Annotated in this window: 22 protein-coding genes and 2 tRNA genes; 10 read left to right on the forward strand and 14 right to left on the reverse strand. The window is 55.1% G+C overall.

What is annotated here, in order from left to right:
- Position 1 precedes the first annotated feature (1 nt).
- Entirely contained in the window at positions 2-394 is a 393-nt protein-coding gene (locus L383_RS11905) for a YfeC-like transcriptional regulator (protein WP_032629138.1), read from the forward strand.
- Positions 395-438: 44 nt separating this feature from the next.
- Here L383_RS11905 and gltX read toward each other — a convergent pair whose 3' ends face one another.
- Entirely contained in the window at positions 439-1,854 is a 1,416-nt protein-coding gene (gene gltX, locus L383_RS11900; protein WP_023331032.1) for a glutamate--tRNA ligase, read from the reverse strand.
- A 258-nt stretch (positions 1,855-2,112) separates the two neighbouring features.
- Between gltX and L383_RS11895 the strand changes: the two genes are divergently transcribed.
- Both L383_RS11895 and L383_RS11890 read left to right on the forward strand, forming a co-directional pair.
- A tRNA-Val gene (locus L383_RS11895) sits at positions 2,113-2,188 on the forward strand.
- Between the two features lie 4 nt (positions 2,189-2,192).
- Positions 2,193-2,268: transfer RNA gene (locus L383_RS11890), tRNA-Lys, on the forward strand.
- A gap of 55 nt (positions 2,269-2,323) precedes the next feature.
- Here L383_RS11890 and L383_RS11885 read toward each other — a convergent pair.
- From L383_RS11885 to xapA, 3 genes are all read right to left on the reverse strand, one after another.
- Positions 2,324-3,214, reverse strand: coding sequence for a LysR family transcriptional regulator (locus L383_RS11885; RefSeq protein WP_023331033.1), 891 nt, complete (start codon positions 3,212-3,214; stop codon positions 2,324-2,326).
- Positions 3,215-3,281: 67 nt separating this feature from the next.
- Complete coding sequence (locus L383_RS11880; protein WP_023331034.1) at positions 3,282-4,538, reverse strand: nucleoside permease; 1,257 nt, start codon at positions 4,536-4,538, stop codon at positions 3,282-3,284.
- Positions 4,539-4,589: 51 nt separating this feature from the next.
- Positions 4,590-5,414, reverse strand: coding sequence for a xanthosine phosphorylase (gene xapA, locus L383_RS11875; protein WP_014884731.1), 825 nt, complete (start codon positions 5,412-5,414; stop codon positions 4,590-4,592).
- 207 nt (positions 5,415-5,621) lie between these two features.
- On the opposite strand from xapA, the gene L383_RS11870 reads away from it, so the two are divergent.
- Positions 5,622-5,963 (forward strand): FlxA-like family protein, encoded by a 342-nt coding sequence (locus L383_RS11870; RefSeq protein ID WP_014884732.1) that lies wholly within the window; start codon positions 5,622-5,624, stop codon positions 5,961-5,963.
- Here L383_RS11870 and L383_RS11865 read toward each other — a convergent pair.
- Positions 5,960-6,895: a LysR family transcriptional regulator gene (locus L383_RS11865; protein WP_014884733.1), complete on the reverse strand. Its 936-nt coding sequence runs from the start codon at positions 6,893-6,895 to the stop codon at positions 5,960-5,962. The genes L383_RS11870 and L383_RS11865 overlap by 4 nt on opposite strands.
- Before the next feature lie 89 nt (positions 6,896-6,984).
- On the opposite strand from L383_RS11865, the gene L383_RS11860 reads away from it, so the two are divergent.
- Positions 6,985-7,980, forward strand: a complete 996-nt coding sequence (locus L383_RS11860) for a bile acid:sodium symporter family protein (RefSeq protein ID WP_014884734.1) — start codon at positions 6,985-6,987, stop codon at positions 7,978-7,980.
- Here the strand turns inward: L383_RS11860 and L383_RS11855 are convergent.
- The 3 genes from L383_RS11855 to zipA all read right to left on the reverse strand — a co-directional run bounded on the left by L383_RS11855 (position 7,977) and on the right by zipA (position 11,262).
- Positions 7,977-8,192, reverse strand: a complete 216-nt coding sequence (locus tag L383_RS11855) for a DUF3820 family protein (RefSeq protein WP_014884735.1) — start codon at positions 8,190-8,192, stop codon at positions 7,977-7,979. The genes L383_RS11860 and L383_RS11855 overlap by 4 nt on opposite strands.
- Before the next feature lies 1 nt (position 8,193).
- The gene (gene ligA / locus L383_RS11850; RefSeq protein WP_023331035.1) at positions 8,194-10,209 is read right to left on the reverse strand and encodes an NAD-dependent DNA ligase LigA; all 2,016 of its coding nucleotides are present in this window, start codon (positions 10,207-10,209) and stop codon (positions 8,194-8,196) included.
- Between the two features lie 69 nt (positions 10,210-10,278).
- The gene (gene zipA / locus L383_RS11845; protein ID WP_023331036.1) at positions 10,279-11,262 is read right to left on the reverse strand and encodes a cell division protein ZipA; all 984 of its coding nucleotides are present in this window, start codon (positions 11,260-11,262) and stop codon (positions 10,279-10,281) included.
- A 229-nt stretch (positions 11,263-11,491) separates the two neighbouring features.
- Here zipA and cysZ point away from each other — a divergent pair, with 229 nt between their 5' ends.
- The 5 genes from cysZ (at position 11,492) to crr (ending at position 16,285) form a co-directional block, all read left to right on the forward strand.
- Positions 11,492-12,253: a sulfate transporter CysZ gene (gene cysZ, locus L383_RS11840; protein ID WP_023331037.1), complete on the forward strand. Its 762-nt coding sequence runs from the start codon at positions 11,492-11,494 to the stop codon at positions 12,251-12,253.
- 163 nt (positions 12,254-12,416) lie between these two features.
- Positions 12,417-13,388: a cysteine synthase A gene (cysK, locus tag L383_RS11835; RefSeq protein WP_023331038.1), complete on the forward strand. Its 972-nt coding sequence runs from the start codon at positions 12,417-12,419 to the stop codon at positions 13,386-13,388.
- A 317-nt stretch (positions 13,389-13,705) separates the two neighbouring features.
- On the forward strand, positions 13,706-13,963 hold the full coding sequence (ptsH, locus tag L383_RS11830; RefSeq protein WP_000487600.1) for a phosphocarrier protein Hpr: 258 nt from the start codon (positions 13,706-13,708) through the stop codon (positions 13,961-13,963).
- Between the two features lie 44 nt (positions 13,964-14,007).
- Positions 14,008-15,735 (forward strand): phosphoenolpyruvate-protein phosphotransferase PtsI, encoded by a 1,728-nt coding sequence (gene ptsI / locus L383_RS11825; protein ID WP_014884740.1) that lies wholly within the window; start codon positions 14,008-14,010, stop codon positions 15,733-15,735.
- 40 nt (positions 15,736-15,775) lie between these two features.
- Complete coding sequence (gene crr, locus L383_RS11820; protein WP_003861316.1) at positions 15,776-16,285, forward strand: PTS glucose transporter subunit IIA; 510 nt, start codon at positions 15,776-15,778, stop codon at positions 16,283-16,285.
- A gap of 44 nt (positions 16,286-16,329) precedes the next feature.
- On the opposite strand, the gene pdxK is transcribed toward crr, so the two are convergent.
- The 6 genes from pdxK to L383_RS11790 form a co-directional block, all read right to left on the reverse strand.
- Positions 16,330-17,166 (reverse strand): pyridoxine/pyridoxal/pyridoxamine kinase, encoded by an 837-nt coding sequence (gene pdxK, locus L383_RS11815; protein ID WP_023331039.1) that lies wholly within the window; start codon positions 17,164-17,166, stop codon positions 16,330-16,332.
- Positions 17,167-17,171: 5 nt separating this feature from the next.
- Positions 17,172-18,083, reverse strand: a complete 912-nt coding sequence (cysM, locus tag L383_RS11810) for a cysteine synthase CysM (protein ID WP_023331040.1) — start codon at positions 18,081-18,083, stop codon at positions 17,172-17,174.
- Between the two features lie 117 nt (positions 18,084-18,200).
- Positions 18,201-19,295 (reverse strand): sulfate/thiosulfate ABC transporter ATP-binding protein CysA, encoded by a 1,095-nt coding sequence (gene cysA / locus L383_RS11805; RefSeq protein WP_014884743.1) that lies wholly within the window; start codon positions 19,293-19,295, stop codon positions 18,201-18,203.
- Complete coding sequence (cysW, locus tag L383_RS11800; RefSeq protein ID WP_023331041.1) at positions 19,285-20,160, reverse strand: sulfate/thiosulfate ABC transporter permease CysW; 876 nt, start codon at positions 20,158-20,160, stop codon at positions 19,285-19,287. Before cysW ends, cysA begins: the two co-directional genes overlap by 11 nt.
- A complete protein-coding gene (cysT, locus tag L383_RS11795; RefSeq protein WP_023331042.1) occupies positions 20,160-20,993 on the reverse strand; it encodes a sulfate/thiosulfate ABC transporter permease CysT in 834 nt (277 codons plus the stop codon). Before cysT ends, cysW begins: the two co-directional genes overlap by 1 nt.
- Complete coding sequence (locus L383_RS11790; protein WP_023331043.1) at positions 20,993-22,006, reverse strand: sulfate ABC transporter substrate-binding protein; 1,014 nt, start codon at positions 22,004-22,006, stop codon at positions 20,993-20,995. The genes cysT and L383_RS11790 overlap by 1 nt, the downstream gene beginning before the upstream one ends.
- Positions 22,007-22,154: the final 148 nt, after the last annotated feature.

Raw genomic sequence — 22,154 nt, forward strand, 5'->3', positions numbered from 1 at the left:
TATGAAAAGATTACGTAGCAAAATGACCACGGAAGAGCTGGCGGAGAGTTTAGGCGTTGCCAGGCAAACGGTGAATCGCTGGATACGCCAGCAGGGATGGGAGACCGAAGGTCTCAATGGTGTGAAAGGCGGTCGGGCGAGGCTCATACACGTCGATGCGCGCGTGAAGGAACATATCATGCGCCTCCCGGCTATCCGAAACCGTCAGGCAGTTTACCACCTGGCAGAGACAACAGCGCCATACATTGTCCCCTCCTCTACTCTGCGACCGGATATCATTGCGACGCTGGAAAACCTGACGCCGTCTGAACAGGAACGTCTGGATGCATTCCTGAAGCGCGAAGGGTTACGCGGCTTTCTTACCCGTCTGAATCTGGCTGAATATACGGCATAAAAAAACGGCAGGTCACCCTGCCGTTCTGCCAGACTAAAATGTGATTACTGCTGGTTTTCACGTGCCGCAATAAAGTCCAGCGCTTTGTTAATACGCGCCACGCTGCGTGATTTACCAATTGCATGCACGGTCACATCCAGTGCCGGGGACTGGCCCGCACCGGTCACCGCAACACGCAGCGGCATACCGACTTTACCCATACCAACTTCCAGCTCGTCCGCCGTCGCCTGAATAGCGTGATGCACGTTCTCTGCGGTCCAGTCAGCGATCGCAGTCAGCTTGTCTCGCACCACTTCCAGCGGCTGACGCGCAACCGGGCGGAGGTGTTTCTTCGCCGCATCCGCGTCAAACTCATCAAACTCTTCATAGAAGTAGCGGCAGCTTTCAGCCATTTCTTTCAGCGTTTTGCAGCGCTCGCCGAGCAGTTTCACCAGGTCCGCCAGTTCAGGGCCTGTACGGGTATCAATATTTGCCTGCTCAATGTGCCACTGCAGGTAAGTCGCCACGTATTCCGGCGGCATGGTATTGATGTAATGATGGTTCAGCCACTGCAGCTTATCGGTATTAAATGCGCTCGCTGATTTGCTCACTGAGCTCAGCGAAAATAGTTCGATCATCTCTTCGCGGCTGAAGATCTCCTGGTCGCCGTGGGCCCAGCCCAGACGCACCAGATAGTTCAGCAGCGCTTCCGGCAGATAACCGTCATCGCGATACTGCATAACGCTGACCGCGCCGTGACGTTTAGACAGTTTTTTCCCGTCATCGCCATTGATCATGGAAACGTGTGCATAGACAGGCACAGGGGCGTTCAGCGCTTTCAGAATGTTGATCTGGCGCGGCGTGTTGTTGATATGGTCTTCACCACGGACAACGTGGGTAATCTCCATATCCCAGTCGTCAACCACAACGCAGAAGTTATAGGTTGGGGAACCATCGGTGCGGCGGATGATCAGATCGTCCAGCTCCTGGTTGCTGAATTCGATCGGGCCACGGATCTGGTCGTCAAAGATCACCGAGCCATCCTGCGGGTTAGCAAAACGCACCACGCACGGTTCATCAGCAGCATGCTCGCTATGGTCATGGCGGCAGCGGCCGTCATAACGCGGCTTTTCACCGTTTGCCATCTGCTCTTCACGCAGCGCATCCAGACGCTCTTTGGAGCAGTAGCATTTATACGCCGTGCCCGCGACCAGCATCTCATCAATAACTGCGTTATAGCGGTCAAAACGTTTGGTCTGGAAATACGGGCCTTCATCCCACTCCAGGTTCAGCCAGTTCATCCCATCCATAATGGCTTCAATTGCTTCCGGCGTGGAGCGCTCAAGATCGGTGTCTTCAATACGCAGCACGAACTCACCTTTGTTGTGGCGTGCAAAAAGCCAGGAATAGAGAGCAGTACGAGCACCACCGACGTGCAGATAGCCTGTCGGGCTCGGCGCGAAGCGAGTTTTGATTTTCATGAAATGGCCTTACGTTATAAAGATGCCGGCAATCGGCAAATCCCGGGGAAAAAACAATGGGCAATATTCTATCACTGTGGGGGGATTCCTCAATGTTCATCCCTTTATCATGAGCGAGTTTGATGTTTTTGTTTAGAAATCATGCGCCACCGCCCGTTTTGCGATCGTTTTGTTTAATTTTACGACGAACGAATAAAAACTTTAGAAAATGCGTTGACTCATTTTCAACTCTCCCTATAATGCGACTCCACACAGCGGGGGTGATTAGCTCAGTTGGTAGAGCATCTCCTTTACACGGAGGGGGTCGGCGGTTCGAGCCCGTCATCGCCCACCATTTCGGGTCGTTAGCTCAGTTGGTAGAGCAGTTGACTTTTAATCAATTGGTCGCAGGTTCGAATCCTGCACGACCCACCAATGTAAAAAAGCGCCCTAAAGGCGCTTTTTTGCTATCTGCGCATCTGCAGTTTGTCTACTTTCCTGCCGTCAACGTCTCAATCAACGTCTTCACCGCCGGCGTCAGCTGTTTCTCGTTATACACGACATACAAATCTGCCGGAATACGCTCTTTCAGCGGGCGAAACACCACGCCCGGCCACTGCATTTGCGCGTAATTGTCGGCAGCGAGCGTAATCCCCATCCCCATGCTTATCATCGCCAGTACCGTTTGTGGCTCTACGGCTTCGCGTACAATCATCGGTGAAAAACCGGCCTGCTGGCAGACGCGATGTAAAAATGCCCAATCAGAATGTGCTGACGGCATCGTGACGAAATACTCGTCCTGTAAATCAGCAAGCGCAACGGAGGGTTCCCTGACCAGCCGGTGATCTTCCGGCATCGCCACAAGAAACGCCGCCTCGCGCAACCGCACGCTGGTAAACCCCGCGGTGGGCTCCGTTGCCATTCGCCAGATCCCAATATCCAGCTCCTGACGCTCAAGCAGCGCCATCTGCATGACCGGCGACTTTTCGCGAAAAACGACATCAACATTCGGATGTTCTTTCAAAAAAGTGCGCATAACCGTGCGCACCTCACTCCACATGGCGGTACCGACAATACCCAGCTCAATACGCCCTGCCTCACCCCGGCCAATTTGTTCGACGCGCGCCAGAGCCTGATTTGCGCTGGCAAGCAGCCGACGAGACTCTTCCATCAGCACTTTACCCGCATGCGTCAACGCGACGCTTCGCGAGTGGCGAATAAACAGTAACGTGCCCAGCTGGCTTTCCAGCTCTTTAATGTGCAGGCTTAATGGCGGCTGGGACATATTGAGACGGGCCGCAGCCCGTCCAAAATGCAGTTCCTCCGCCACGGCCAGAAAATAGCGCAGCAGCTTGAGGTCGGTTCGATAGACGCGTTCCATCAAAACATATCCTGGCGATAACACTTAAGCGCCTACCTTAAAGCCTTTCACCGCAGAGAGGGGAAATTTAGTGCGCAACTGTGCGCATCTCGCTGTTTTTACTGGCGTGGTGGTAGTTAAAGCTGAAATAAAACACTACGGCCAGTACCAGGGCATAGGCTGCAAACACCAGCCAGATCGTCTGCCAGTCTTTCACCCCATCCACCGAGAAATAATCAACTGCCATACCGCTCAATACCGATCCGAAATAAGCCCCAATACCGTTAACCGTCGTCATAAACAGCCCCTGTGCGCTGGCGCGAATATCGGTACTGACCTCCTGTTCGACAAACACTGAGCCGGAAATATTGAAGAAGTCGAATGCACAGCCATAGACAATCATGGAAAGCATGAGCAGCACAAAGCCCGTTGCGGAGGGGTCGCCAAAGGCAAACAGACCAAACCGGAGCATCCAGGCCACCATGCTCATCAGCATCACGGCTTTAATACCAAACCGTCCGAGGAAGTACGGAATGGTCAGAATGAAGAACACCTCTGACATTTGCGAAACGGAGAGCAAAATGGACGGGTACCTGACGATAAAGCTATCTGCATACGCCGGATTACGGGCAAAATCATGCAGGAAGGGGCTACCGAAGGTATTGGTGATCTGCAGCACAGCACCCAGCAGCATCGCGAACAAAAAGAACACCGCCATGCGAGGCTGTTTAAAAAGAACAAAGGCATTAAGGCCCAGCTTGCTGGCCAGAGACTGGGACGTTTTCTGCTTTGCCACGGGAATGGCCGGCAACGTCAAAGAATAGAGCGCCAGCAGCAGAGACGCGCCAGCTGCAATATAAAGCTGCACGTTGCTTAGCTCCGCCCCCATCAGGCTTATGGCCCACATTGCCGCAATAAAGCCCACGGTGCCATACACCCGCACGCGCGGAAAATGGCTTACCGTCTCCAGACCCGCCTGCTCAAGACAGGAATAGGAGATCGTATTCGACAGCGCAATGGTGGGCATAAAGGCCATCGCATTGACCAGCATGACCCAGAACATCAGGCCGGGCTCATTCACCTGCGCGGCGTAACAGAGTGCGGCGGCACAGACGAGGTGGCAAATGACGTAGGCGCGGTCTGCCCGTAGCCATTTGTCGGCAATGATTCCCACCAGCGAAGGCATAACGATCGCGGCAAGGCCTTTGGAGCTGTAGACCATGCCCACGTCGGAGCCGGTAAAGTGTAGGGTGTTGATCATGTAAGCACCGAGGGTAACCAGCCAACTCCCCCAGATAAAATATTGCATAAAGGACATCATCTTTAAGCGAGTCGTGATGTTCATAGCCCATTCCTTATAGCAGTGTGGCCCTGACGGGCCACTTTATTGTTTTACTCAGGCAATATGGCGGAGAAAACCGCAGATAAGATTGATGAAGTTCTGGCGTGAGAGCTCAGCCGCCGCGAGCGTCTGCTCATGCGACAGCTTTACCTCGCCCAAACCTTCGGCGAGGTTGGTAATTGCAGAAACGGCTACAACCTTCAGGCCACAGTGGCGTGCGGAAATCACTTCCGGCACCACGGACATGCCGACCACATCGCCGCCGATAATTTGCATCATGCGGATCTCTGCCGCCGTCTCGAAGTTCGGGCCCGGATAAGAGACAAATACCCCTTCATGCAGCGGGAAACCTTCTTTCGCCGCCACGGTTTGCAGCATCGCACGGTAATCCGCGTCATAAGCATTGGCCAGGGAGAAGAAACGGTCGCCAAAGCGCTCATCGTTCAGCCCCACCATCGGCGTGCCAGGCATGGTATTGATGTGGTCGCTCAGGGCAACAAGGCTCCCCGGCAGAACTTCCGGGCGCAATGAGCCTGCCGCATTGGTGCTAAACAGCAACTCACATCCCAGCAGTTTGAACGTGCGGATCGCATCGGTCATGATGGTCATCCCGCGCCCCTCATAGAAGTGCCCTCGCCCTTTCATACAGGCAACAGGCACCCCGGCAAGATGCCCCAGCACCAGCTCGCCTGCGTGGCCGTGGACGGTGCTCACCGGGAAGCCCGGCAGTTTTTCATAGCTCAGGGAAACGGCATCATCAATCTGGTCGGCGAGCGCGCCAAGGCCAGAGCCGAGAATAAACGCCACGCGAGGCGTGAAGTCAGGCTTAGCCGCACGGATAATATCGGCGCAGTACCACGGGTTATTTGAGAGGGTCATAGAGGCTCCTTGAGAATGAAGATCGCGATAGCATGGATCGCATGACCCTAGTCTTATATCCGGAGCCTGCGGGTGACCTCCAATACACTTTCCCGACACCATCAATACTGTTTTTGTATCAATGTAACGCCCTGCCAGATATGGCTGTTTTGCTCAAGCTAATCCCGTCAGTGCCGATACCTCTGTTTTATAACGCGAGGAAAAAGTATGACGACCATTCAGGCTTCAGCCCCACCCATTCAAACCAGCGGCGGCGGGAGTGGGGCTTCCGGCGGGAACGATATTGCTGCGCAAATCAGCCGTATTCTCGACAAAATCCAACAGCTGACTCAGCAGTTAAAAGAGCTGGCGGACAGTTCCGGCAGTGCAGATGAAAAGAAAAAGCAGCAGGAGCTCATTCAGACCCAAATCACCGTGCTACAGGCGCAGCTCGCCGCGCTGCAGCACCAGCAGGCTGAAGAGGAGCAAAAGAAACAGGAGCAAGCGCCGGGTAAAGTGGAAGGGGTGAATAGCCCGACAGACGATCATCAGATCGATATCTATATTTAATCGTCGGATGCGTTAAACAGTGGGTCGCGTATGCGGGCCTCGGTTAATCGCTGTGCCTGGATACGCACCACTTCCCATATAGCCTGCGCCGCCCCCGAGAGGGAACGATTTTTGCGCCGTACTAACATCAGTTTTCGCTCGACAACAGGCGTTAAACGCTTCACGGCCAGTCGGCTCCCCTGCGGCAGGGGGAGCGCCAGAGCGGGCAACACGCTGATCCCAATTCCGGCTTCCACCATTGGAAACAGCGTGGCCGGATGCCCAATTTCCTGCACGATGGTGGCCTTTACGCCCTGATTAACCAGCGCGGAATCGATCAGCGGACGGCTGCCGGAGGCATAATCCTGCAAAACCAGGTTCGCGCCCTGCAGGGACTGCCAGTTGACCGCCGGCAAGGTTGCCAGCGGATCGTCATCCCGGCAGAGCAGTAAAAAAGGCTCAGAAAGCACGCTTTCGCACGCCAGGTCGCTCACCTGGCCGGGGTCGATCACAATACCAAAATCCACATCTCCCTGACGGATGCTTTCCAGCACCCACTGCTGCGGCCGGTCATGCAACACAAAATCAATGTCCGGATAGCGGTGGTTTCCCTCCGCGATACACTGCGGGATAAGGTGTGCCGATATTGTCTGGCTGGCTGCGACCCGCACGGTGCCCGAAAGCTGCTGCCCCAGCCTTCCCACGTCTCTGAGCGTGCTGTTCAGTTCATCCAGCAGACGTTCGAGGCGCTGGGCCAGCTGCTGCCCTGCTTCGGTCAGCACCACTTCGCGTGTGGTACGGTCAAGCAACCGCACGCCGGTCTGATTTTCCAGCTCTTTCACGCTGTGGCTGACGGCTGACTGGCTGAGGCCAATCATCTCTCCTGCCCGGCTGAAGCTACGGGCATGGGCGACGGTGACAAAAATACGAAGCTGGCGTAAGGAGTAATTCATCTGTTTAATTCATGAATGAATGCAATAAATCAATTTTATTTCTCAAATGGAAAAAAGCACAATAGCGACATCTGTTTTCAGGAGTCATTATGAAACTATTTCGTATTGTTGATCCGTTTACGCTTACTCTGGTGGTCACCGTTTTACTGGCCTCGTTTTTCCCGGCCCGCGGTGGTTTCGTCCCGTTTTTTGAGGGGCTGACGACGGCCGCTATCGCGCTGCTGTTCTTTATGCACGGCGCAAAACTCTCCCGCGAAGCGATTATCGCGGGTGGTGGCCACTGGCGACTGCACCTCTGGGTGATGTGCAGCACCTTTATTCTGTTCCCCATCCTCGGGGTGCTGTTTGCGTGGTGGGCGCCAGTTAACGTCGACCCGGCACTCTATACCGGTTTTTTGTATCTCTGTATTCTGCCAGCCACCGTGCAGTCGGCCATTGCGTTTACCTCCCTCGCGGGTGGCAACGTTGCGGCCGCGGTCTGCTCCGCATCGGCATCCAGCCTGTTAGGGATTTTCGTCTCCCCGCTGCTGGTGGGGCTGCTGATGAACATGCATGGCGCGGAAGGTAACCTTGAGCAGGTGGGCAGGATCTGTCTGCAACTGCTGCTGCCCTTTGTCCTGGGCCATCTCTCGCGCCCGTGGACAGGTGCGTTTGTGACGAAGCATAAAAAGTGGATCTCCAAAACCGACCAGACCTCAATTCTGCTGGTGGTTTACTCCGCCTTCAGCGAAGCGGTCGTGAACGGGATCTGGCACAAGGTGGGCGCAGGCTCACTGCTGTTTATCGTGGTCGTCAGCATTGTCCTGCTGGCGATTGTCATTGCCGTAAACGTCTTTGTGGCACGTAAATGCGGCTTCAACAAAGCAGATGAAATTACGATTGTTTTCTGCGGTTCGAAGAAGAGCCTGGCGAACGGTATCCCGATGGCCAACATTCTGTTCCCGACCTCGGTAATTGGGATGATGGTATTGCCGCTGATGATTTTTCATCAGATCCAGCTGATGGTCTGCGCCGTGCTGGCGCGTCGCTATAAACGTCAGACGGAAAAACTGGCGCAGGAAGAGACCCGCGCCGCGAAGGCTTAAGGACGTTTCAGGGGCTGAACCAGCTGGGTCAGCCCCTCGGTTTTGATCAGCAGCGTGATAGCCATCAGCTCGCCCAGTCGCCCGGCCGGGAACTCATCCTTACGGGCAAACCACAGCAGATACTCCTCCGGCAAATCGATCAGCCTGCGGCCCTTATATTTACCGAACGGCATCTCCGTATTGGCGATCGCAACGAGCTGCTCTTTTTCCACGTTACTCTCCTAACAGACGCATCATTTCCGCTTCGTCGATAACCTCAATGCCGAGTTCCTGGGCTTTCGCCAGCTTCGAACCCGCTGCTTCCCCGGCAATCACCAGGTCGGTTTTCTTCGACACGCTGCCCGCCACTTTTGCGCCCAGCGCCACCAGACGCGCTTTCGCATCGTCGCGTGAAAGCTGGCTCAGGCTGCCGGTCAGCACCACCGTTTTACCGGCGAACGGACTGTCGATCTCTTCGGCATTAACCACCACCGGCGCGGGCCATTTGATGCCCTCTGCCAGCAGTTTGCCAATGACTTCGCGGTTGCTCTCTTCCGCAAAGAAGTTAAAGACGTGCGTGGCGACTACAATGCCGACATCCGGCACTTTCTGCAGCTCGTCGATGCTTGCCTTTTCCAGCGCCTCCAGCGTGCCAAAGTACGCCGCCAGACCTGCTGCCGTTGCTTCCCCCACTTCACGGATGCCCAGCGCGTAAAGGAAACGGGCGAAGGTGGTCTCTTTTGCGGCTTCCAGAGCGTTAACCACGTTCTGCGCCGACTTCGGCCCCATGCGATCCAGACCGGTCAGCTTGCCCGCCGTCAGTTTGAAGAGATCCGCTGGCGTATTCACATACTCTTTTTCAACCAGCTGATCGATAATCTTATCGCCCATGCCGTCGACGTCCATGGCGCGACGGGAGACGAAGTGCTTCAGTGACTCTTTACGCTGCGCGCCACAGATCAGGCCGCCCGTACAGCGCGCTACCGCCTCACCTTCAACACGCTCCACGTCAGAGCCACACACCGGGCAATGGGTCGGGAAGACCACTTCACGCGTATCATCAGGGCGTTCAGACTCAACGACGTTTACCACCTGCGGAATAACATCGCCCGCGCGACGAACCACCACTTTGTCACCAATCCGCAGGCCCAGACGTTCAATCTCATCGGCGTTATGCAGCGTGGCGTTACTCACCAGCACGCCCGCGACCTGCACAGGCTCAAGACGGGCGACCGGGGTAATGGCGCCCGTACGGCCGACCTGGAACTCCACGTCGCGAACGAAGGTCATCTGTTCCTGAGCAGGAAACTTAAACGCCACCGCCCAGCGCGGCGCACGCGCCACAAACCCGAGTTGCTCCTGAAGCGCCAGTGAGTTCACCTTAATGACAACGCCATCAATATCAAAACCGAGCGTCGGACGGTCCGCTTCCACCTTGTGGTAGAACGCGAGCACCGCTTCTGGCGAGTCACAGAGCTGTACGCGGTTACTCACCGGCAGGCCCCACGCCTTAAACTGCATCAGGCGCCCGAGGTGCGTATCCGGCAGCTCGCCTCCCTCCAGGATCCCCACGCCATAGCAGAAGAAAGTGAGCGGTCGCTTCGCGGTGATACGCGGGTCAAGCTGGCGTAAAGAGCCTGCCGCCGCATTACGCGGGTTAGCAAATACTTTCCCGCCGGTGCGGCGCGCTTCTTCGTTGATTTTCTCGAAACCCGCCTGCGGCAGGAACACCTCGCCGCGCACTTCCAGGCGCGCAGGAATGTTGTCCCCCTGCAGCTTCAGCGGGATCGCGCGGATGGTACGCACGTTGGTCGTAATGTCTTCACCCGTCGTGCCGTCGCCACGCGTCGCGGCACGCACCAGCACGCCGTTTTCGTAGAGAAGACTGACCGCCAGGCCATCAAGCTTCAGCTCGCAGCACCAGGTGAGAGCGTCGCTGCTTTTCAGACGGTCCTGCACGCGCTTGTTAAACGCGAGGAAGCTCTCTTCATCAAAGACGTTATCCAGCGACAGCATCGGTACTTCATGGCGTACCTGGCTGAACGCTCCCAGCGGCTCGGCACCGACGCGCTGGGTGGGAGAATCCGGCGTAATGAGTTCCGGGTGCTGCGCCTCCAGTTCGCGCAGCTCGCGCATCAGGCGGTCATACTCCGCATCCGGCACCTCCGGCGCGTCCATAACATGATAGAGATATTCATGATGGCGAAGCGTGGTTCGCAGGTCAGTGAGTTGTTGTTCGATTGAGTCCATATCACACCATCAATGAGAAAAAACCCCCGACATGCGGGGGTTGAGGAGGAGTTGACGTAAACGCGATGATTACGCGTTGGCTTCCTTAACTTCGCGGATGCGGTCCTGATACTCGCGCAGTTTCTGCGGGGTCATCATTCGACGCTGATCGTCGAGCACCACACCGCCTACTTCGTCAGCGATATGCTGAGCGGATTGCAACATCAGCTTAAAGTTTTGCAGTTCATCACCGTAAGAGGGCACCTGCATAAAGATAGTGACACCTGGGGTCACGAAATCACCGGTCATTTCCGGATCAAAAGTACCCGGGTTGACCATATTGGCCAGGCTGAACAGCGCCGGGCCGCTACCGTCAGGGCTCAGGTGGCGATGGAAAATATTCATGTCGCCAAACTTGAAGCCTGCCTGTTGAATACTGTTAAGCAGCACGTCACCGTTGAGATGGCTACCGTGATGCGCGGCCACGTTCATGATGATCACCGCTTCTTTACGCTGCGGTTTTTCAACAACCGGTTCTGGCTCTGCTACGGGTTCTGGCTCAACATGCTGTGCTGGAGCAGGCTGCGGCGCTGGCTGCACATGAACAGGCTGCTGCGGCTGTTGTACCGGCTGCGCGGGCTGTTGTTGCACAGACTGCTGCACGGGCTGCGGTTGAACCGGCTGTGGCGCAGCAGGCTGCTGATGGACAGGCTGTTGCGGCGGCTGGCGCACAGGCTCTTCTACCGGCTGCGGCGCCTGCTGGCGCGGCTGAGCAGAGGCGTACGGCGGTTGATACTGGTGCTGCGCAGGACGGGGGGCTTCATGCTCCCCATGAGCCGCGCCGGGCGCAGTATTGACCCGATGAACACGAACTTCACCCACGCCGTCATCGTCGCGACCGTCGATGTCATCTTCAATGTCATCGTCATCACGACTGGACTTCATGCGCTTCAGTGGGCGATCGCGGAACATCGAAGAACGCTCTTTACGGCTGGTCCAGAAACCATGTACCAGTAAAGCGATTATGGCGATCGCGCCAACAATGATTAATATCAGACGCAAATCCTGCATCATTATATTCTCTGTTGTTCTAACACCTTGCCACCACGGCAAACATTTACTCACTAAGAGTATTTGCCGTTTACGTCAAGTGCAAGTGTGTGCAGAGCATTCACAGCATAAAGATGAAGGAAATCGTGCTTTTTGCTGGTTTTTCGAACATTTCCGAACTGGTCATTAGTCCACAAGTGGATAATATAGGCGGCAATTCCACTGGTTGTGAAAAAAGGAGTACAGCCTGGTTATGGTTTCAACATCGTCTTCTCCCCCACGCAGCGGCGTCTGGTATTTTTCTCAGGGCTGGAAACTGGTTTCACTGCCAGGTATCCGACGCTTCGTCATCCTTCCGCTGTTGATCAACATTCTTCTGATGGGCGGCGCGTTCTGGTGGCTTTTTACAAAGCTCGAGAGCTGGATCCCTGCGTTAATGAGCTATGTGCCCGACTGGCTACAGTGGCTGAACTATCTGCTCTGGCCGGTGGCGGTTATCTCCGTGCTGCTGGTGTTCGGCTATTTCTTCTCAACCATCGCTAACTGGATAGCCGCACCGTTTAACGGCCTGCTGGCAGAACAGCTGGAGGCGCGGCTTACCGGCGCGACGCCGCCGGACACGGGCGTGCTCGGGATCATGAAAGATATCCCCCGCATCATGAAGCGCGAGTGGCAGAAATTTGCCTGGTACCTCCCCCGGGCGGTAGTGCTGCTTATCCTCTATTTTGTGCCCGGCATTGGCCAGACCGTGGCGCCGGTGCTGTGGTTCCTGTTCAGCGCCTGGATGCTCGCCATCCAGTATTGTGATTATCCGTTCGATAACCACAAGGTACCGTTTAAAGCGATGCGCAACGCCCTGCGTACCCAGAAGGTCGCCAATATGCAGTTCGGCGCGCTAACCAGCCTGTTCACGATGATTCCCTTCCTGAACCTGTTCATCATGCCGGTTGCTGTGTGCGGCGCGACGGCAATGTGGGTGGACTGCTACCGTGCTAAGCACACGTTATGGAAATAATGCAAAAATGTGTAAAGCAGGGGTGGCTTATGCCGCCCCTTATTCCATACTGATCCCCATTATTTCCTTGCAGTATATAGATATGCGAATTCCTTACTTCCCCCTCCCTGCTTAGCAGGTATGCTGGGGCGGTATCCCAATTTCATACAGTTAAGGACAGGCCATGAGTAAGATTTATGAAGACAACTCGCTGACTATCGGTCATACGCCCCTGGTTCGACTGAACCGTATCGGTAATGGACGCATTCTGGCGAAGGTCGAATCTCGTAACCCGAGCTTCAGCGTAAAATGCCGTATCGGTGCAAACATGATTTGGGATGCTGAAAAACGTGGCGTGCTGAAGCCTGGCGTTGAACTGGTTGAACCGACCAGCGGTAACACCGGTATCGCTCTGGCCTATGTCGCTGCCGCGCGTGGCTATAAACTGACGCTGACCATGCCGGAAACCATGAGTATCGAACGCCGCAAACTGCTCAAAGCACTCGGCGCGAACCTCGTACTGACCGAAGGTGCGAAGGGCATGAAAGGTGCCATTCAGAAAGCGGAAGAGATTGTCGCCAGCGATCCGACAAAATATCTGCTGCTGCAGCAATTCAGCAACCCGGCTAACCCGGAAATTCACGAGAAGACCACTGGACCGGAAATCTGGGAAGATACTGACGGTCAGGTTGACGTGTTTATCTCCGGCGTTGGTACCGGCGGCACCCTGACCGGCGTGTCACGCTATATAAAAGGCACAAAAGGTAAAAAAGATCTGATCACCGTTGCGGTTGAACCCACCGACTCACCGGTTATCACCCAGGCACTGGCGGGCGAAGAACTCAAGCCGGGTCCGCATAAAATCCAGGGTATTGGCGCGGGATTCATTCCGGGCAACCTGGATCTGAAGCTGATCGATAAAGTGGTCACCATCACTAACGAAGAAGCCATCTCTACCGCGCGTCGTCTGATGGATGAAGAAGGCATTCTCGCCGGTATCTCTTCCGGTGCGGCTGTTGCGGCAGCGCTCAAACTTCAGGAAGATGAAGCCTTTACCAATAAGAATATTGTGGTTATCCTTCCTTCCTCGGGTGAGCGTTACTTGAGCACCGCACTGTTTGCCGATCTGTTCACTGAAAAAGAGCTGCAACAGTAATGCCAGCATGTTAATAACGCGTAAAAAAGCACCTTTTCAGGTGCTTTTTTGTGGCCTGCTTCAAACTTTTGCCCCTCCTGGCATTGCTTCACCCCGTTGGGTCTGGTATTTAAACCAGCAATTATTTTGATGCGTGAAATTAATCAGTGAACGAAATAGCCTTGCTGAATCGATTTTATGATTTGGTTCAAGTCTTGCTTTCGCTGCATAATGTTTAATGACGATCGAAACGTCAGCGCTAACAATACAGGCTAAAGTTCAGTCGCCAGGCTAGACTTTAGTTCCACAACACTAAACCTATAAGTTGGGGAAATACAATGTTCCAGCAAGAAGTTACCATTACCGCTCCGAACGGTCTGCACACCCGCCCTGCTGCTCAGTTTGTTAAAGAAGCGAAAGGCTTCACTTCTGAAATCACTGTGACTTCCAACGGCAAAAGCGCCAGCGCAAAAAGCCTGTTCAAACTGCAGACTCTGGGCCTGACTCAGGGCACTGTAGTCACCATTTCTGCGGAAGGTGAAGACGAGCAGAAAGCAGTTGAGCATCTGGTAAAACTGATGGCTGAGCTCGAGTAAGTTTCCGGGTTCTTTTAAATATCAGTCACAAGTAAGGTAGGGTTATGATTTCAGGCATTTTAGCATCCCCGGGTATCGCTTTCGGCAAAGCACTGCTGCTGAAAGAAGACGAGATCGTCATCGACCGGAAAAAAATTTCTGCCGACAAGGTTGATCAGGAAGTTGAACGTTTTCTGAGCGGTCGTGCCAAGGCATCTGCGCAACTGGAAGCAATCAAAACTAAAGCTGGCGAAACTTTCGGTGAAGAAAAAGAAGCCATCTTCGAAGGGCATATCATGCTGCTCGAAGATGAGGAGCTGGAGCAGGAAATCATAGCCCTGATTAAAGATAAAGGCATGACGGCCGACGCGGCTGCGCATGAAGTTATCGAAGGTCAGGCAACTGCCCTGGAAGAACTGGATGATGAATACCTGAAAGAACGTGCGGCTGACGTACGTGACATCGGTAAGCGCCTGCTGCGCAACATCCTGGGTCTGGCCATCATCGACCTGAGCGCGATTCAGGATGAAGTGATCCTGGTTGCCGCTGACCTCACCCCGTCCGAAACCGCACAGCTGAACCTGAAAAAGGTCCTCGGTTTCATTACCGACGCGGGTGGCCGTACCTCCCACACCTCTATTATGGCCCGTTCTCTGGAACTGCCTGCCATCGTGGGTACCGGTAGCGTCACCTCTCAGGTGAAAAACGGCGACTATCTGATTCTGGATGCCGTAAACAATCTGGTTTACGTCAACCCAACAAACGAAGAGATCGAAAAACTGCGCGCGGTTCAGGAGCAAGTTGCGACTGAAAAAGCGGAACTCGCTAAGCTGAAAGACCTGCCAGCCATCACCCTGGACGGCCATCAGGTTGAAGTGTGCGCAAACATCGGTACCGTACGTGACGTTGAAGGCGCTGAGCGCAACGGTGCGGAAGGTGTGGGTCTCTATCGTACAGAATTCCTGTTCATGGACCGTGACGCGCTGCCTACTGAAGAAGAGCAGTTTGCTGCGTATAAAGCCGTAGCAGAAGCGTGTGGCTCTCAGGCGGTTATCGTCCGTACTATGGACATCGGTGGCGACAAAGAGCTGCCATACATGAACTTCCCGAAAGAAGAGAACCCGTTCCTGGGCTGGCGTGCAGTGCGTATCGCCATGGATCGCAAAGAGATCCTGCGTGACCAGGTGCGCGCAATTCTGCGTGCCTCTGCTTTCGGTAAACTGCGCATCATGTTCCCGATGATCATCTCTGTTGAAGAAGTGCGTGCACTGAAGAAAGAGATCGAAATCTACAAACAGGAACTGCGCGACGAAGGTAAAGCGTTTGACGAGTCAATCGAGATCGGCGTGATGGTGGAAACCCCAGCAGCCGCGACCATTGCGCGTCATTTAGCCAAAGAAGTTGATTTCTTTAGTATCGGCACCAATGATTTAACGCAGTACACCCTGGCAGTTGACCGTGGTAATGATATGATTTCACATCTCTACCAGCCAATGTCACCGTCCGTACTGAACTTGATCAAGCAAGTTATTGATGCTTCTCATGCAGAAGGTAAATGGACTGGCATGTGTGGTGAGCTTGCAGGCGACGAACGTGCTACACTTCTGTTGCTGGGTATGGGTCTGGACGAATTCTCTATGAGCGCCATTTCCATCCCGCGCATTAAGAAGATTATCCGTAACACGAACTTCGAAGATGCGAAGGTGTTAGCAGAGCAGGCTCTTGCTCAACCGACAACGGACGAGTTAATGACGCTGGTTAACAAGTTCATTGAAGAAAAAACAATCTGCTAATCCACGAGATGCGGCCCAAATTACTGCTTAGGAGAAGATCATGGGTTTGTTCGATAAACTGAAATCTCTGGTTTCTGATGATAAGAAAGACTCCGGAACTATTGAGATTGTTGCTCCGCTCTCCGGCGAGATCGTCAACATCGAAGACGTGCCGGATGTAGTGTTTGCTGAGAAAATCGTTGGTGATGGCATTGCTATCAAACCAACTGGCAACAAAATGGTTGCTCCAGTTGACGGCACCATCGGTAAAATTTTTGAAACCAACCATGCGTTCTCTATCGAATCTGATAGCGGTATCGAACTGTTCGTTCACTTCGGTATCGACACCGTTGAACTGAAAGGCGAAGGCTTCAAACGTATCGCGGAAGAAGGCCAGCGTGTGAAAGTTGGCGACCCGGTCATTGAATTCGATCTGCCACTGCTGGAAGAAAAAGCCAAGTCTACCCTGACGCCGGTTGTTATCTCCAACATGGACGAAATCAAAGAACTGATCAAACTGTCTGGCAGCGTCACCGTGGGTGAAACCCCGGTTATCCGCATCAAGAAGTAATTCTTGCCGTACAGAAAAATGGCGCCTTCGGGCGCCATTTTTGTTTATGCGGGAAGGATAAGCTCGTCGTACCCTTTCGACTGGGTGTACAACATCACGTCAGTCACCCGATCCCCCGCCATGCGGATAGCATCGGCAACGGTTTTCCCCTCAACGATACCACTGACCAGCTCGGAACAGAACAGATCGCCCGTCCCTTTCAGATCGGTTTCTACGCGCGGATGCGCGCTAACGGTAACGCCCTCTTTCGTCACCAGCACCACGTGGATGTTGTGCGGGTCGTCAGCGACCGGCGCGCTGGTAATCGCCACCCATTTCAGGGTATCGGAAAGCAGCCCCTGCGCTGCCGCGACGGCGCTTTCCGGCGTGCGGCACGGTTTTCCGCTTAATACTTCCAGTTCATAGACGTTTGGCGTAATGCCCTGCGCCAGCGGCAACAGGTGCTCCCGATACGCTTGCGGAATATCCGGCTTCACGTACATTCCACTGTCAATGTCGCCAATAACCGGGTCAACCAGAACCAGCAGGTCAGGATGGTGCGCTTTGACCGCCTTCAGCCACTCAGCCAGCAGGGCGATCTGGCTGGCGCTGCCCATATAACCGGTGGTGACCGCTTTAAGCTCGCGCAGGATCTCGCGTTCTTCAAGCGCCTTCAGGTAGCCGCTGAACCACTCATCGGGGATCACGCCGCCGTAGAAAGTGTCATAGTGCGGCGTATTGCTGAACAATACCGTCGGCACGGCGGTGACGTTCAGCCTGTGGGTACGAATATTCGGAACCGCAATGCTGTTCCCCACGCTGCCATAAACCACCTGCGACTGCACTGCGACAATATCGGTTTGCTGCGCCCGGGTGTTATCCCGGAATAAAATCATCTCCATGACGCTTAAATTCCCGCCCCCTGCGAATAACTCTCTTCACCAAAGACGCCGGTAGACAGATAGCGATCGCCGCGGTCGCAGATAATCGCGACCACAACAGCGCCTGGATTCGCCTGCGCAACGCGCAACGCCCCCGCTACCGCGCCACCCGAGCTGACCCCGCAGAAGATGCCTTCACGCACGGCCAGCTCACGCATGGTATTCTCCGCCTCGCGCTGGTGAATATCCAGCACCTGATCCACCAGCTGCGCATTAAAAATACCCGGCATGTATTCTGCTGGCCAGCGGCGAATCCCCGGAATGCTGCTCCCCTCTTCTGGCTGCAGGCCAACGATAGTGACGGCTTTTTCCTGCTCGCGCAGAAAACGCGACACGCCGGTGATGGTGCCGGTGGTGCCCATGCTGGAGACAAAATGGGTAATACGTCCGTCGGTTTGCTGCCAGATTTCCGGGCCGGTGGTGGTGTAATGCGCGTAGGGGTTATCCGGGTTGTTGAACTGATCGAGCAACTTACCTTCGCCGCGCTCCGCCATTTCTAAGGCTAAATCGCGTGCGCCTTCCATCCCCTGCTCTTTGGTGACCAGAATCAGCTCGGCCCCGTAGGCACGCATTGCGGCACGGCGCTCCTGGCTCATGTTGTCCGGCATCAGCAGCTTCATGCGGTAGCCTTTCAATGCCGCAATCATTGCCAGTGCAATCCCGGTATTGCCGCTGGTGGCCTCAATCAACACGTCGCCGGGCTTTATCTCACCGCGTTTTTCAGCCTGAACAATCATCGACAGCGCCGCACGGTCTTTCACCGAACCTGCCGGATTATTGCCCTCAAGTTTGACCCAGATTTCGCTGCCGTTGGCAAACCCCATGCGTTGTAGTTTGACCAGAGGGGTATTGCCGATGGTATGTTCGAGTGTATTCACGATTTTTACTCAATAAAAAAGCCGGGGGCGCGCAGCGATCCCGGCCTACAAGACTCAGTGATAACTGTAGGCCCGGTAAGCGCTGCGCCACCGGGCGATAAACATCCTAATAACCTATCAGGCTGACTCCGCCAGAGCAATATTCTCGCGCGTCTCGATGCGCTCCTTCCCGTGATAAATACGGGCATGCTGCAGGCCGACAAACAGACGCTCGCCCCGGTGCGGCGGCACATCATCGCGCATGACGACGGTCAGCGGCTCGGTATACCAGCCCAGCGGCTGTACCACCAATTGGGTGTAGTGCCCTTTAGGGCTAGCTTCCAGTACCTGCACCGGCAGCGGTGAATCCAGGCTGGTGCGGCGGCTCACGTCCACTTCCCACGGACGCAGGAACAGATCGACCGGCCCCTGATGCGCGGAGGTATAGCCCAGCGGCCAGCGGTGCGCGCCGACGTGGAACTGTCCACCGCGAATGGTGCCCTGCAGACGGTTCACTTCACCCATAAATTCCAGCACGAAACGGGTCGCCGGTTCACGCCAGAGCTGCTCCGGCTCGTCAACCTGCTCGATGTTGCCCTGGCTCATGACCACCACGCGGTCCGCCACTTCCATCGCCTCTTCCTGATCGTGGGTCACAAAGACGCTGGTAAACTTCAGCTCTTCATGCAGCTGACGCAGCCAGCGGCGAAGTTCTTTACGCACCTGCGCATCCAGCGCGCCGAACGGTTCGTCCAGCAGCAGAATTTGCGGCTCAACGGCCAACGCACGTGCCAGCGCGACACGCTGTTTCTGTCCGCCAGACAGCTGCGCCGGGAAACGATCCGCCAGATGTGCCAGCTGCACCATCTCCAGCAGCTTAGTCACTTTGGCTTTGATGGTGGCGGCATCCGGGCGTTCGCGACGCGGCAGCACGGTCAGGCCAAACGCAATGTTGTCAAACACGGTCATGTGGCGGAACAGCGCATAGTGCTGGAACACAAAACCCACTTTACGATCGCGGGCATGCAGGCGGCTCACATCGGTGCCGTGAAAGCGAATGTGCCCGCTGGTCTGATGCTCAAGCCCGGCGATAATACGCAGCAGCGTGGTTTTACCCGAGCCAGACGGCCCCAGCAGCGCCACCATTTGTCCGGAAGGGATATCCAGCGAGATATCATTCAGCACCTGGGTGCGACCAAAAGACTTCTTAATATTGGCAATCTCAATGCTCATGATTTCCCTCCTGATGCTGACGTTTTTCCTGATTCTCTAAACGCCACTGCACCACACTCTTCAAAAACAGGGTCAAAATAGCCATCAGCGTCAGTAACGCTGCGGCAGTAAAGGAACCGACGGTGTTGTAGTCCTGTTCCAGTAATTCAATCTGTAACGGCAGCGACAGGGTTTCACCGCGGATGGAGCCGGATACGACGGAAACGGCACCAAACTCACCAATCGCTCGGGCGTTGGTCAGCACCACGCCGTAAAGCAGCGCCCAGCGGATATTTGGCAGCGTCACGCGACGGAACATCTGCCAGCCTGACGCGCCCAGCAGCACCGCCGCTTCGTCTTCGTTGCTCCCCTGGCTTAACATCACCGGCACCAGTTCGCGCACCACAAACGGACACGTCACGAAGATAGTCACCAGCACCATACCCGGCCAGGCGAACATGACCTGCAGGTTATGCTCATCCAGCCAGCCGCCCAGCGGGCCGTTAGAGCCGTAAAAGAGCAGGTACACCAGACCCGCCACCACCGGCGACACGGCAAACGGAATATCCAGCAGGGTCAGCAGCAGCTGACGTCCCGGGAAGTTAAAACGCGTCACCAGCCACGCCAGTAGCGTCCCGAACACCAGGTTCACCGGCACGGTGATCAGGGCAATCAGTACGGTCAGCCAGATGGCATGGAGCATGTCCGGATTCGCCAGGTTCTCCAGCGCGGGCATCAGCCCCTTGCTGAACGCCTGAACGAAGATATACACCGTCGGCACGACGAGAATGAGGGCGGACACCAGCACGCCCACACCAATCAGAAACCATTTACCCCAGTTGATACGGGGAGCATCGTATCGCTTCAATTGCGTAACTTCCGCCATCAGTGACCTACCACACGTCGACCAAAGCGACTTTGCAGAGTGTTAATTGAGTACAGCAGCAGCAGTGAGGCTGCGAGGATCACCGAAGCAATGGCGCTCGCCGCCGGATAATCAAACTCCTGAAGACGGATGAAGATCATCAGCGAGGTGACCTCCGTCTTCCAGGCAATGTTCCCGGCGATAAAAATCACCGCGCCGAATTCACCGAGGCTGCGGGTAAACGACAGCGCAACGCCCGCCATCAGCGCCGGGGAGAGTTCCGGCAACACGACCTTGCGGAAACTCTGCCAGCGCGAGGCCCCCAGCGTTTCCGCCGCTTCTTCATATTCCGGACCCAACTCTTCCAGCACCGGCTGCACGGTACGCACCACAAACGGGATGCTGGTAAAGGCCATCGCCACCGCGATACCAAGCCAGGTATAGGTGACTTTGATATCAAGCTTTGCCAGCCACTCACCGTACAGTCCGTTCACGGAGAAGAGCGACGCAAGGGTTAAGCCCGCAACAGCCGTCGGCAGCGCAAACGGCAGATCCATCAGTGCGTCAAGCAGCGTGCGGCCAGGGAAACGATAGCGGGTTAAGATCCACGCCATCAGCAGGCCGAACACACCGTTAAAAATGGAGGCGACAAACGCCGACAGCAGCGTCACTTTATAGGCGGCCACCACCTGCGGGTTGGTGACCACGTCCCAGTATTGCGCCCAGCTCATCTGCGCAAGCTGCATAACCAGTGCGCTGAGCGGCAACAACAGGATCAGGCAGACGAACAGCAGGCTGGTCCCCAGACTTAAGGTAAAGCCCGGCAGCACGCGTTTGGTCGAGACTGCAAACATTACTTACGCCCCGCCGCCAGCAACTTGTCTAACTCACCGCCGCTGGCAAAGTGCGTTTTCATCACCTCAGGCCAGGAGCCGAAATGATCTTCCACGCGGAACAGTGCGGTCTGCGGGAATTTATCCTTCAGTTTGTTCATCACGTCCGGGTTATTCACGCGGTAGTAGTAATCGGTAATGATGGTCTGCGCCTGCGGGCTGTACAGATAGTTGAGATAGGCTTTTGCCGCTTTCTCAGTACCATTTGCCTTCACGTTTTTATCCACCCACGCCACCGGGAATTCGGCCAGAATGTTGGTTTTCGGGATAACCACCTCAAAGCCCTGCGCTTCATACTGTTTGCGGATATTGTTCACTTCCGACTCAAAGCTGATCAGCACATCGCCCAGCCCACGTTCTGCGAAGGTGGTGGTTGCCCCGCGGCCGCCGGTATCAAACACTTCAACGTTTTTCAGGAACTGGGTCATGAACTGCTCGGTTTTGGCTTTATCATTACCGTCGGCCTTGTCCGCCGCACCCCACGCCGCCAAATAGGTGTAACGCGCGTTACCGGAGGTTTTTGGGTTCGGGAAAATCAGCTTCACGTCAGAACGCACCAGGTCGCTCCAGTCGTGGATATTTTTCGGGTTACCTTTACGCACCAGGAAGCCCATGGTGGAATAGAACGGCGAGCTGTTATTCGGCAGACGGCTCTGCCAGTCAGCAGGGATAAGTTTGCCCTTGTCGTGCAGGATCTGCACGTCAGTAACCTGGTTGTAGGTCACGACATCCGCCTTCAGTCCCTGCAATATCGCCAGCGCCTGTTTGGAAGAACCTGCATGGGACTGTTTGATGGTCAGCTTATCGCCGTTATTGTCTTTCGCCCACTGCTGTTCAAACGGTGGGTTAAGGGCGGCAAACAGCTCGCGGGAGACGTCATACGAACTGTTCAGCAGCTCAGTCGCCTGCGCCTGGGCCACCAGCAATAAACCTGCCAGCGCCAGAGTTCCTTTTTTCAGTACAGTAACGGCCATTACGCACCCTTATAAATGTGATGACTATCTTATAGTCATAATATTTATAACGAGGTCGAAAGGAGTAACGGTTTTATATACCGTTTGGTGATTTAGAAGCAGAAAAGGGAATAAGGCTGCAATCCCCCTCTCCCCTGCGGGGAGAGGG

It is taken from the genome of Enterobacter sp. MGH 37, assembly GCF_000534515.1.
Taxonomy (GTDB): Bacteria; Pseudomonadota; Gammaproteobacteria; order Enterobacterales; family Enterobacteriaceae; genus Enterobacter; species Enterobacter kobei.